The organism is Gilliamella sp. wkB112, from assembly GCF_001690685.1.
Lineage (GTDB): Bacteria > Pseudomonadota > Gammaproteobacteria > Enterobacterales > Orbaceae > Gilliamella > Gilliamella apicola_J.
On record NZ_LZGL01000013.1, the window covers coordinates 41,078 to 53,660 of the forward strand.

General features: G+C 33.9%; 14 protein-coding genes. 10 read left to right on the plus strand and 4 right to left on the minus strand.

The features are described 5' to 3' along the window. Positions 1-18 precede the first annotated feature (18 nt). A complete protein-coding gene (cpxA, locus tag A9G12_RS05025) occupies positions 19-1,392 on the plus strand; it encodes an envelope stress sensor histidine kinase CpxA (RefSeq protein ID WP_141674118.1) in 1,374 nt (457 codons plus the stop codon). 31 nt (positions 1,393-1,423) lie between these two features. Further along, positions 1,424-1,897 carry a tRNA (uridine(34)/cytosine(34)/5-carboxymethylaminomethyluridine(34)-2'-O)-methyltransferase TrmL gene (trmL, locus tag A9G12_RS05030; protein ID WP_065565002.1) on the plus strand — a complete coding sequence of 158 codons (474 nt, stop codon included), beginning with the start codon at positions 1,424-1,426 and terminating at the stop codon, positions 1,895-1,897. Between the two features lie 142 nt (positions 1,898-2,039). On the opposite strand, the gene efp is transcribed toward trmL, so the two are convergent. Further along, positions 2,040-2,606 (minus strand): elongation factor P, encoded by a 567-nt coding sequence (efp, locus tag A9G12_RS05035; RefSeq protein WP_065564783.1) that lies wholly within the window; start codon positions 2,604-2,606, stop codon positions 2,040-2,042. A 34-nt stretch (positions 2,607-2,640) separates the two neighbouring features. Here efp and epmB point away from each other — a divergent pair, with 34 nt between their 5' ends. The 6 genes from epmB to nudC all read left to right on the plus strand — a co-directional run bounded on the left by epmB (position 2,641) and on the right by nudC (position 7,137). After that, positions 2,641-3,669, plus strand: coding sequence for an EF-P beta-lysylation protein EpmB (gene epmB / locus A9G12_RS05040; protein ID WP_065564784.1), 1,029 nt, complete (start codon positions 2,641-2,643; stop codon positions 3,667-3,669). A gap of 177 nt (positions 3,670-3,846) precedes the next feature. Next, positions 3,847-3,987 (plus strand): 50S ribosomal protein L34, encoded by a 141-nt coding sequence (gene rpmH, locus A9G12_RS05045; protein WP_034944344.1) that lies wholly within the window; start codon positions 3,847-3,849, stop codon positions 3,985-3,987. An 11-nt stretch (positions 3,988-3,998) separates the two neighbouring features. After that, positions 3,999-4,355, plus strand: coding sequence for a ribonuclease P protein component (gene rnpA, locus A9G12_RS05050; RefSeq protein WP_065564785.1), 357 nt, complete (start codon positions 3,999-4,001; stop codon positions 4,353-4,355). Then, a complete protein-coding gene (yidD, locus tag A9G12_RS12050) occupies positions 4,322-4,645 on the plus strand; it encodes a membrane protein insertion efficiency factor YidD (protein WP_081299666.1) in 324 nt (107 codons plus the stop codon). The genes rnpA and yidD overlap by 34 nt, the downstream gene beginning before the upstream one ends. Further along, the gene (yidC, locus tag A9G12_RS05055; RefSeq protein ID WP_065564786.1) at positions 4,645-6,273 is read left to right on the plus strand and encodes a membrane protein insertase YidC; all 1,629 of its coding nucleotides are present in this window, start codon (positions 4,645-4,647) and stop codon (positions 6,271-6,273) included. The genes yidD and yidC overlap by 1 nt, the downstream gene beginning before the upstream one ends. A 60-nt stretch (positions 6,274-6,333) precedes the next feature. Then, positions 6,334-7,137, plus strand: a complete 804-nt coding sequence (gene nudC, locus A9G12_RS05060; RefSeq protein WP_065564787.1) for an NAD(+) diphosphatase — start codon at positions 6,334-6,336, stop codon at positions 7,135-7,137. A gap of 35 nt (positions 7,138-7,172) precedes the next feature. Here the strand turns inward: nudC and A9G12_RS05065 are convergent, their stop codons facing one another. From A9G12_RS05065 to hemB, 3 genes are all read right to left on the minus strand, one after another. Continuing rightward, positions 7,173-8,027, minus strand: a complete 855-nt coding sequence (locus A9G12_RS05065; RefSeq protein ID WP_065564788.1) for a hypothetical protein — start codon at positions 8,025-8,027, stop codon at positions 7,173-7,175. A 103-nt stretch (positions 8,028-8,130) separates the two neighbouring features. Next, positions 8,131-8,904 (minus strand): hypothetical protein, encoded by a 774-nt coding sequence (locus tag A9G12_RS05070; RefSeq protein ID WP_065564789.1) that lies wholly within the window; start codon positions 8,902-8,904, stop codon positions 8,131-8,133. Between the two features lie 272 nt (positions 8,905-9,176). After that, positions 9,177-10,184: a porphobilinogen synthase gene (gene hemB / locus A9G12_RS05075; protein ID WP_065564790.1), complete on the minus strand. Its 1,008-nt coding sequence runs from the start codon at positions 10,182-10,184 to the stop codon at positions 9,177-9,179. Between the two features lie 185 nt (positions 10,185-10,369). Between hemB and rpsU the strand changes: the two genes are divergently transcribed. After that, positions 10,370-10,585 carry a 30S ribosomal protein S21 gene (gene rpsU / locus A9G12_RS05080; RefSeq protein WP_034882800.1) on the plus strand — a complete coding sequence of 72 codons (216 nt, stop codon included), beginning with the start codon at positions 10,370-10,372 and terminating at the stop codon, positions 10,583-10,585. Positions 10,586-10,717: 132 nt separating this feature from the next. Continuing rightward, positions 10,718-12,499: a DNA primase gene (dnaG, locus tag A9G12_RS05085; RefSeq protein ID WP_065564791.1), complete on the plus strand. Its 1,782-nt coding sequence runs from the start codon at positions 10,718-10,720 to the stop codon at positions 12,497-12,499. Positions 12,500-12,583: the final 84 nt, after the last annotated feature.

Consider the following 12,583-nt stretch of genomic DNA (forward strand, 5'->3'; position numbering starts at 1 on the left):
AGGGAAAGTGATATGTGGATTTTTGATCGTCTTACAATCAGAATTTTCACAATATTTTTTATAACTATTGCTTTTTTCTTGATGCTTATTATGTTATTGCCTAATTTTGACTCTCGTAATCTAACTTATTTAGCTAATAAAGAGAAAGAAACAGGTATTATACTTGCTAACCAAATTGAAAAAGACCTGATTAATATACCTAAGAATAGTTTTCGTTGGTGGATGCGTTTTATTGTGGTGATGGATAATTACCAAAAACCAGGGCAGTTTTTATTTATTATTACTCCAAACCAACAGATTATTACTGCGGATAGTAATCATATAGATCTTGTTAAAAATTTTAATGAAAAATCTCATAACATTGATGATCCTGCAAAAAAAATCTATGATTCTCAGGAAATTATTGGACCTTTTTTAATTCATTATAATGAAGAAAATTACCAATTATATATTTTACAACCAGCGTCTGATATTCAATCACAATTTGTTAATTTAATTTTTGATCACCCTTTTTTATTATTAAGTTTAACCATGCTAGCAAGTTCGCCTTTTCTTTTATGGTTGTCATGGAGCATTGCAAAACCTGCTCGGCGGTTAAAAAAGGTAGCCGATCAAGTCGCTAAAGGAAATCTACAAGAATGGCCAGAACTTGAAAAAATTGGTTCTTCTGAATATAAAGCTACTGGTGCCAGTTTTAACCATATGTTGCGTGAATTAAATAGAATGCAAGAATTACAACAGCAGTTATTTTCAGATATTTCTCATGAACTGAGAACGCCATTAACGCGGTTACAACTAGCAACCTCATTATTGCGCCGCAAACAAGGTGAAAGTAAAGAAGTTATACGTATTAATAGTGAAGCATTAAAACTTGATTCAATGATTGGAGATTTATTATCTTTAGCAAGACAACAATATGATTATAAAGAAATTCGAGAACTAAAACAAATTGATATCTTATTCAAACCTGTTCTTGATAATGCTGCTTTTGAAGCCGAACAGATTGGTAAAAGCTTTTCAATTGAACAAACTCCAACAAAAAGCATAATCTTATGTTACCCCAATGCTTTATGTAGTGCCCTTGAGAACGTAATTCGCAATGCCTTTCGTTATTCACATAAAGAAATTGTGATCAATTTTTCTATCAATCAACATAGGCTATCTATTACTATAGATGATGATGGACCTGGTGTTAAAAGTGAAGAATTGGAACAAATTTTTAGACCTTTTTATCGTACCAGTGAAGCTCGTGATCGTGAATCAGGGGGAACAGGTTTAGGCCTTGCCATCGTATCTAATTCCATCACTCGCGATAATGGTATCGTTAGAGCCGAAAAAAGCCATTTAGGCGGGCTTAGAATTGTAATAGTGTTACCCCTTCATAAACATTAATAATAGAAGAGAACGAATTGTGTCAAATATCGTGTTAAATATTGTTTTATTTGAACCTGAAATACCAGCTAATACCGGTAATATTATTCGCCTATGTGCTAATACCGGTTTTAATTTACACATTATTGAACCAATGGGCTTTTTTTGGGATGATAAAAAGTTGAGAAGAGCAGGGTTAGATTATCAGGAATTTGTTGATGTAAAACGTTACAAAAATCTTGAACAATTTTTAGCTGACAATCAACTTAATTTAGAAAATCAAGTTTATGCTTTAACTACAAAAGGGCAGAAACCTCATAGTGAAGTTCATTATCAAACCAATGATTTTTTAATGTTTGGGCCAGAAACTAGGGGATTACCTGCAGCGATATTAGATAGGTTACCTCAAGACAAAAAGATTCGGATTCCAATGCGGGCTAATAGCAGAAGTATGAATTTATCTAACTCTGTTGCAGTAGTTGTCTATGAATCTTGGCGACAACTTGGTTATCAGGGTGCGAATTGAATCTCATAAGATTGATTAAAATAAAACTGCTTGAACAATAAATGTAGTAAAATAATATTAATACAAAAGCAGTGTGTTGTTAATGCAACTCATCTGCTTTTGTATTTCATATGATTATAAATTTTCAGTGAAAATTATGGTTTTATTTTACTCGTGAAACATATTCACCAGAACGAGTGTCTACCTTAAGTACTTCACCAATTTGCACAAATAATGGTACACGTACAACTGCACCTGTTGATAATGTTGCTGGTTTACCTCCGGTTCCGGCGGTATCACCTTTTAAGCCAGGATCTGTTTCAATAACTTCGAGTTCAACAAAGTTTGGTGGAGTTACCGCAATAGGTTGTCCATTCCACAATGTTAAAATGCATTCAGCTTGCTCAACTAACCATTTTGCATTATCACCAACCGCTTTAGCATCAGCAGATAACTGTTCAAAGGTTTCATTATTCATGAAGTGCCAAAACTCACCATCAGTGTATAGATAAGCTAAATTCATATCTACAACATCGGCACCTTCAACTGATTCACCAGATTTAAATGTTTTATCAACAGTCTTCCCGGAAAGTAATTTTTTAATTTTTACACGGTTAATTGCTTGCCCTTTCCCTGGTTTATAAAACTCGTTTTCAACAATTACACATGGTTCACCATCTTGCATTATTTTTAGACCAGCTTTAAACTCGTTCGTACTATAAGATGCCATAGAAGCTCCAACTATTATTCTGAATTTCAAAAAAATGAGCCATATTATACAGCAAAAAATTGAACTACCAAATAAAGATGAGTGGGTTTTTGATCTTGCTAATGTCGTTACTGATATTAAAGAACTTTATCGTTGGTTAAATCTTGATAATGAAACTATTTCATTACCGATGCAACAAGCAAAGAAACAGTTTCCGCTACGTGTACCTGTATCTTTCATTAACCGAATGAAAAAAGGAGATAAGCATGATCCATTATTGTTACAGGTACTTTGTGATGCTAATGAAATGAAAAATGTTGCTGGATATAGTGATGATCCGTTACAAGAACAAGAAAATACTATTCCCGGATTACTTCACAAATATAATAATCGAGCCTTGTTAATAACTAAAACTGCGTGTGCTGTTAATTGTCGTTATTGTTTTCGGCGACATTTTCCTTATCAAGATAATCAAAGTAATAAGAAAAATCTAAAAAATGCAATTGACTATATTACCAATCATTCTGAATTAGATGAGATTATTCTTTCTGGCGGTGATCCTTTAATGGCCAAAGATCATGAAATAGCTTTTTTGGTTAATGAGTTAGAAAAGATCCCTCATATTAAACGATTACGCATCCATACACGTTTAGCTATAGTTATCCCAACAAGAATAACGACAGCACTTTGTAAGTTATTTTTTCAAAGCCGTTTACAAATCATAGTAGTTACTCACATTAATCATCCAAATGAGATTGATGATGGTGTCAGTGATGCTATAGATCAATTAAAACGACATGGTGTGACCATGCTTAATCAAAGTGTATTATTAAAAAATGTGAATGATAATGCAAAAGTTTTAGCAGATTTAAGTAATAAACTTTTCAATACAGGTATTTTACCTTACTACATTCATTTATTAGATAAAGTACAAGGGGCAGCCCATTTTTTGGTGGAAGATAAAATTGCAAAACAATTGATGAAAGCGCTTGCTGAACAAGTATCTGGTTATTTAGTACCTAAATTGGCGCGAGAAATAGGGGGAGAAAAAAGTAAACGCGTACTTACATTTAATGATGAATAAGAGTGTTTATTATTTAGTGATGTTTTATTAAGGACGATGATATTCCCCTACAATTTATCTGTGAAAATCTCATTGACGAAAAATAAAATAACTTCTATAATTCCGACCTCCTTAATTAATGCTGTGGAGTTTACACTCTGCAACCTGTTGATAAATTAGATTTGGATATAAATCGTCATGAAACGCACATTTCAACCATCAGTATTAAAACGTAATAGAACTCACGGTTTTCGCGCTCGTATGGCTACTAAAAATGGTCGTCAAGTTCTTGCTCGCCGTCGTGCCAAAGGCCGTGCTCGTTTAACTGTTGCTAGCTGATTTAAAGTTGGGTGGTTAAACTCACTTTTCCTCGGGAGTTGCGCTTGTTAACTCCCTTTGATTTTAGTTACGTATTTCAAGAATCTATTCGCGCCGGTTCTCCTTTCCTCACATTAGTCACGCGAAAAAATACTCTAGCTCATCCACGTTTAGGTTTTGCAATTGCGAAAAAGCAGGTGAAACGAGCTCATGAACGTAATCGCATCAAACGGCTTACTAAAGAGTATTTTCGTCATTATCAACATCAATTACCTAATCTTGATTTTATTTTGATGGCTAAACAACCTGTTATTGGATTAACTAATCAACAATTAGTTGATACACTAGACCAATTATGTCAACGAATCATCACCAAACAAATGGTTTAAATAAGATTATCTTAATAATCAAACAGCATGTTTTTGCATGCAAGTTATTGATAGTTAACTTTTTTATCTTGTTAATCCGTATATATCAGCGTATTATTAGTCCATTGCTTGGTCCTAAGTGTCGTTTTACACCAACATGTTCACAATATGCCATAATTGCATTAAGACGCTTTGGATTAATAAAAGGAGGTTGGCTAACGGTCAAACGTGTATTAAAATGTCACCCTTTACATGAAGGAGGAGAAGATTTTGTTCCTCCAAGAATTAAAAACAATAGAGAAAAACACTAATGGCATCCCAACGTAATATTTTAGTTATTGCTTTACTTTTTTTAACTTTTTTGATTTGGACAACGTGGCAAAAAGATCATGAACCTAAGCCTGCAACAACCAATCAATTAACACAACAAGTTAGTGAAGATGACTCAACCGATGGTTTATCTCTCGGTAAAACCATTTCTGTTAAATCAGATGTACTATCGCTTTCAATAAACACTTATGGTGGAGATGTACAGTCAGCTCAGTTATTAAAATATGAGCAAACACTACATTCAGGTACTCCATTTCAGTTATTAACTTCTCGTCCGGATTTTGTATATATTGCCGAGAGTGGTTTAACTGGTAAAGATGGACCAGATAATGCTACTCAAGGTACCAAACGACCTGTGTATCAAACATCACAAACAGAATATGTTTTAGCAGATGGTGAAGATGAATTACGTGTACCATTAACTTATCAAGTTAATGGGGTGACTTATACTAAATATTACATATTACATCGTGGCAAATATGCCATTGACGTGCAATATGATGTTGATAACCAAAGTCCAGCACCAGTTGAAGTGTCAATGTATGGTCAATTAAAACAAACTATTGAATTACCTCATGATGCAGTAACTGAAGGCGGCGGCGGATTAGGGCTTAGCGCTTTCCGTGGCACAGCTTATTCTAGTTCTAGTACAAACTATAGCAAATATAGTTTTGATGACATAAAAGATAAAACTTTATCGGTGGAAACACAAACTGGTTGGATTGCTATGCTACAGCATTACTTTGCATCAGCATGGGTACCAACACAAGATCAAAGTAATATCCTTTATTCCCGTGCAACCGCTAAAAATTCGCAAGCTACTATTGGTTTTAAAGGTGAATCAACCGTTGTCCAAGCTGGTAGTAAACAAGTAATTAGTGCTAAATTATGGCTTGGACCAGAGATTCAAAATCAGTTACAAGAAACAGCTAATCATCTTGATTTAATTGTCGACTATGGTTGGTTATGGTTTTTATCACAACCGCTGTTTTATTTACTGAAGTTTATCCATAGTTTTATCGGTAACTGGGGTTTTTCTATCATTGTTATCACTTTTATTGTTCGAGGTATTTTATTCCCATTAACGCGTGCACAGTATCGTTCAATGGCACGAATGAAGTTATTACAACCGCGTTTACAAGCACTAAAAGAGCGTTATGGTGATGATAGACAAAAAATGAGTATGGAAACAATGGCTCTTTATAAGCAAGAGAAAGTCAACCCACTTGGTGGCTGTTTCCCTCTAATTATACAGATGCCAATCTTTTTATCCTTATTTTATATGCTAGGTAATACGGTTGAACTTCGCCATGCGCCATTTGCACTTTGGATATATGATTTATCGGCACAAGATCCATACTATATTTTACCTTTATTGATGGGCGGTACCATGTTCTTAATTCAGAAGATGTCACCAACACCAGTTACTGATCCATTACAACAAAAATTAATGACATATATGCCATTGATTTTTACAGTGTTCTTTTTGTGGTTCCCGTCAGGTTTAGTTTTATATTATATTGTAAGTAACTTGTTCACAATTGCTCAACAACGTATTATTTATTGGGAGCTTGAGAAGAAAGGGCTACATGAGAAGAAAAAGAAATAATATAACTTTAAAAAAGAGGAGTAAAATCCTCTTTTTTAGTCTTGGTTTTGGTACATCTTTATGAATATACAACAACAATTTTATTTAACTGGAAACGAACGCGGTTATTGGTTTGTCAGTAAAAATGGGCGTCTATGGTTACCTGATGGTCAGGTTCCCTTAGGTTTAGCTAGTGAGTTTGGTTTTAGTAACCAATTAGCACAATTTATTGGAGAATGGAATGGGCAATCGGCTTGGTTGATTTGCCAAGAAATGCCTAACTCTATGAGTTCCATCCGCCCATTATTGAATGGTGATGATTTATCTTTATTTAATATGGCTGGACGAGCAGTACAATTAGCTGAGTTTTATCGTTCTCATAAGTATTGTGGTTACTGTGGTCACGAAATGTATATCAGCAAAACTGAGTGGTGTTGTATGTGTGACAACTGTCATCAACGCTACTATCCACAAATATCACCATCGATTATTGTTGCTATTAGGCATAAAAATAAAATCTTGCTAGCAAAACATGTTCGGCATAACCAAGATAATTTATATACGGTTTTAGCTGGTTTTACTGAAATTGGTGAAACCATGGAAATGGCTGTTGAGCGAGAAGTTTTTGAAGAATCAAAAATTAAAATAAAAAACATTCGTTATGTTGCCTCTCAACCTTGGCCTTTTCCTAACTCATTAATGATGGCTTATTTAGCTGATTATGAAAGTGGTGATATTACAGTAGATAAAAATGAGTTAGTTGAAGCAAATTGGTACCATTACACAGAGTTACCAAAAATTCCTGAGTATGGAACAGTTGCGAGGCGCTTAATCGAAGACACTATTGTTCTTTGTCGTGAATATGATGAATATGGTGATGATTAAGTTAATTATCAACTTAATATGAATAGGCATAAAGCCTATTCATATTGAATTGTCCTAGTAAGATTTACCGTTTTTGATTCATCCCCAGTAGTTACACAAACAGCTTTGGTCCAATCATTATTTTCATTGTAATCTGAATATGTACAAGTTTCGCTTGATTCTACTTCTTTTTCATTTTTATTATTAATAATAATTTCACCATTTGATGTAAGTTTAAAAGTTGTGGTAATTGTTTTTTCCAGTTGTTTGTTGCTGTTGTAAATGATATTTTTTTCTTGAACTAAAATTGGAAATTTAGTCTTTTCATCTACAGGCACATAAGCGTTAGATAAGATCTGATCCACCTGATCTTGATCGTAAATGATTTGATTATGGAAGATAACATTATTATCAGCAAAATGAGATAATGTCATTTCAGCTAGGCGGCCTTGTTCATCAAATTCTGAGCTAGCTACAATATCACCATTGCTGTTTTTCATACCGACAATATTTTTAGTGGCATCAAAAGTAATATCATAATCATTTCGGGTTTCTTTCATACCATAAATATACTTAGCGGTATCATAATTAATTTCAGCATGTAAACCCTCAAGGTCATAATTAGCAACATAACCTTGGGTATTATAATTAATGACCTTGTCAGAAGAACCTTGAATATGTTGCTGTTTAATTAATTTACTATTAGGTAATAATTCAGGTTCTGTATGGAAAAGATAGCTATTGATTACTCCAACTGTTAAGTTTGTTGAAGCTTTGGCTGTCTCAGATTTAGAATCTTGATTCGCATTAGCGCTGTTCTCAGCAGTAGTTGTTTTTTTATCATCACAACCAACAAGCAATAAGGTGGCACTAACGACACCTACAGATAATAAAGAAATATATTTTTTCATAATTTTGGCTTCTATTAATGTTATATTGTTTAATAATAAAATTATATTATTGCTAATAATATTATAAAGTTAAGTTACTTATTTTATAAATATTAAAAATATGTTAATGACGACTACACCAAGTAGCAAGTGCTTCACAATCCCATCTTTTCATCATTTCACACCAAGCTGAACGCCAGCGACTAACAGTATTACTATTAAGATGAAGTTTTTTCTGAATTTGTATATTATTTTTCCCGGCAACTAACAAATCAATAAATTCTCTCCATAATTCAGGGCGAGGTAACCTATTGAGAGGGGTATCACTTAAAAGGTTAAAACTCCGTCGACAATGTTTGCAACGGTAACAAGTTCTGGTGCCAACTTTTGTGGTATTGGTCGATGCACAGTATATACAAACTGGAGTTTGCTCATTTAATAATGTCATTATTTTGGTATTAATAATTTTATGTTGTTCTGACAAAGTAGGTGTTAATGTGGCTTGTTTTTGATTGGTATACCACTTATGTAAAGACGAATAATGCTGTTGCAAAAAATCTATTATAGCATGGTCTCTACGCATTACTTTCTCGAGCGAAGTACCCAGCTTTTTTTCGGCAATAAATTGATAACTTTTATTCTTGATTCGATGAACGAAAATGATTTCTAGCCAGTTAAATGGAGTTAAACGATTAAAAGGTGTATTAGTGGCAGCAGTGAAATATTTGTTACATGCTTTACAACGATAAGTATTTGTTGGTTTAGAACGGATCAAATAAAAGCTATTTTCACCACAAAATGGACAACCTTCAATATGTTGTAATGTTATATTTTCCAAATCATGATGAAAGGCCCTAAATTCATCATGTAACTCAGTTGGAACGAGTTCGTAAATCATGTGTTACTCCAATATTACTATTACTAACAAATAGTAACAGATTTTTACGTAAACATATAGTGCTCCTGAAACTTTTTTACATATGCTGAAACTAAAAAAATTATTTAAGATTTAGTGGCTAATTATCTTTTAATTTTAATATTATTAAAAAATAGCTTATGTTTTTAAGTGATTGCTGGAGAATGAGTTACTTTCGGATGAATTACTAAGTTAATAAAATCGACTTCTTTATCTAGATAAGTCGATTCTATTAAGTATTATAATAAGATTTATTAGTTTTTTAACCATTCAGCTACTTGTTTAGCAAAATAGGTTAATATGCCATCGGCACCAGCTCGTTTAAAGCAAAGTAGAGATTCCATAATTGCATTTTTTTTATCCAACCAACCATTTTCAATAGCCGCGGTTAACATAGCATACTCCCCAGAAACTTGATAAACAAAAGTTGGTACAGCGAAAGTTTCTTTTACTCGATGGACAATATCGAGATAAGGCATACCTGGTTTTACCATGACCATATCAGCCCCTTCACTGAGATCTTGATAAATTTCGTGTAAGGCTTCGTTACTGTTAGCAGGATCAAGTTGGTAGGTTTTTTTATTACCACCTTTAATATTTTTTGCTGAACCAACGGCATCACGGAATGGACCATAAAAGCAGGATGCGTATTTTGCCGAATAAGCCATGATTTGAGTATTAACAAAGCCTTGTTCTTCGAGTTCGTCACGGATTACACCAATACGTCCATCCATCATATCGCTTGGAGCAATAATATCAGCACCAGCCTGTGCTTGTACTAATGCCTGTTTGGCTAAAGCTTCAACTGTTATATCATTTTGTACATATCCCTTATTATCGATGATACCATCTTGTCCGTGTGTTGTATAAGGATCGAGAGCCACATCAGTTAATATTCCCAACTCCGGAAACTCTTTTTTTAACGCCGTGATAGCTCTGGGAACTAGGCCGTTTTCATTATAGGCTTCTTCTGCTAGTAAAGACTTTTTTGAAGCGTCAATAGCAGGGAATAATGATAAAACAGGGATCCCTAATTTGACCACTTGCTCCGCTTCTTTTAATAATACATCTATGCTCATCCGGTTGACTTTAGGCATCGATGCAACAGGTTGGGCAATGTTTTTACCTTCAACAATGAAAACAGGATAAATAAGATCATTGACTGTTAAGCTATTTTCAGCGATTAAACGACGACTAAAGTCGTGTGCACGGTTGCGGCGCAATCTACGCTCTGGATATTGCCCAGTAATAAAAGGTGACATTAAAACTCCTACTTATTCTTAATAAGAATAGCGTTATTATCTGACTCTGGCAGATGAGAAGCAAATTAATTTGTTCTTAAGCAATAATTAGATATTTTACTTTACAACCTATGTTAATTAGAGGTAAAATTCGGCACTAATTTTTAGTTCCTTGTGATATTAAACAAATTTGAGGTGAGAGGCACATGCCAGTAATTAAAGTACGTGAAAATGAACCTTTTGATGTAGCATTACGTCGTTTTAAACGTTCTTGCGAAAAAGCAGGAGTTTTAGCTGAAGTCCGTAATCGTGAATTTTACGAAAAACCAACAACCATTCGTAAACGTGCAAAAGCAGCAGCAGTTAAACGTCATGCTAAAAAATTAGAAAGAGAAAACGCTCGTCGCACTCGTCTATACTAATATTTATACTAAAAATTTAAATTGATATTAAAATCAATTTGTTATTTTTGATATGAACAGTTCAAACAAGCCGTACATGTAGCTACGGCTTGTTGTCTTTCTGACAATACCAAAATTGGTTGATTATTTATCATGAAAGGTCTTATTCCTCGCGATTTTATTTTAGATTTGATGGCTCGCACTAATATTCTAGATGTGATCAGCAAACGCGTGAAAATGAAGAAAAAAGGAAATAATTATTTTGGTTGTTGTCCTTTTCATGATGAAAAAACCGCATCCTTTTCGCTTAACGAAAAAAAACAGATTTATTATTGCTTTGGATGTGGCGCCTCTGGTTCTGTTGTTAATTTTTTGATGCAATATGAAAGATTATCCTTTCCCGAAGCAATTGAAGAATTAGCTAGTATGCAAGGGATTCGTGTTCCTTATACTGATAATAATAACAATCCTTCAGACCAATCTAAACAAATAGAATCACGTAATGTTAGGCGTGATCTCTATACATTGATGGCAAAAATAACTAATTTTTACCAACAACAATTAACCTTACCAACTTCAAAAGATGCTAATCAATATTTGGAACAACGTGGACTTAATGCCGAGATTATTGCTCGATATAAGATTGGTTTTGCGCCTAATGAATGGCGATTAACTTCGCAAAATGTTGTTAAGTCTAAAGCAGAAGCAACACTGTATAACCAAGCTGGAATGTTGGTAAAAAATGATAGTGGTAATCAGTACGATCGCTTTCGTGGGCGTATCATGTTTCCTATTCGTGATCGGCAAGGTAATGTCATTGCATTTGGTGGCCGAACTATTATTAATGACTCCGCAAAATATATAAATTCTCCTGAAACTCCTATTTTTCATAAAGGTTTTCAGTTATATGGACTTTATGAAGCGCTGGAAATAAATCGTAATCCACAGCAATTGATTGTAGTTGAAGGTTATATGGATGTTGTTTCTCTTGCTCAATTCGGCATTAATTATGCGGTTGCTGCTCTAGGGACGTCAACATCAGAGGAACATATTAAGTTATTGTTTCGTGCGACCGATTCTGTTGTTTTTTGTTATGATGGTGATAATGCTGGGCGCAATGCAGCTTGGCGCGCTTTGAATGTTTTATTACCATGCTTGATTGATGGTAAAGATATTACCTTTGCATTTTTACCACAAAATGAAGATCCTGACAGTTTAGTACGAAAAATTGGTAAAAATGGTTTCGAAGATTATTTAAAATCAGCGCCAAATTTATCTAAGTTTTTATTCGACGAGCTCTTGAAACAAGTAGACTTAAAAACCGCTGAAGGAAAAGCTAAATTAAGTTCTCTCGCTTTACCATTGCTAGATCAGGTTAAAGCTAAAGCGTTTAGATTGAACTTATTACAGCAGTTAGGTAATTATTTAGGATTACTTGATGTATCCCAGCTTGAACAGCTAATTAATACGATTCGTGTTAATAATGATAAAAAACCTTCTGAACCCACCCCAGTGCCACAAATGAAGTTAACTACGATGCGTATTTTAATCGGCTTATTAGTTCAATATCCCGATCTAGCCAAAAAAGTATCAGATCTTAATACTATTCGCCAAGTCAAACTTGCAGGCATCGAAATTTTTATAGAACTACTTGAATTATGCCAACGTTATCCAAATATAAATACAGCACAATTATTAACGGAATGCATTGACCGACCATTTTATAAACAATTAAACCGGTTATCAACTTGGGAGTTTCATTACCAAGAAGATGAAATAGCAACAATTTTTAGTCATACTTTGAAAGAGTTATATGATAATATACTTGCCCAAAGACAAGATGAGTTGATCGCCAAAGAGAGAGTCTCAGGCTTAAGTACTGGAGAGAAAAAAGAATTAGCGACGTTAATACTTGTTTTATCGAAAAAAGACTAAATATACAGAGTATATGCAGTGCAAATAAAAATGTCATACACTACATATATAATATACATGACCTAATAACAAAGCGTGGATACC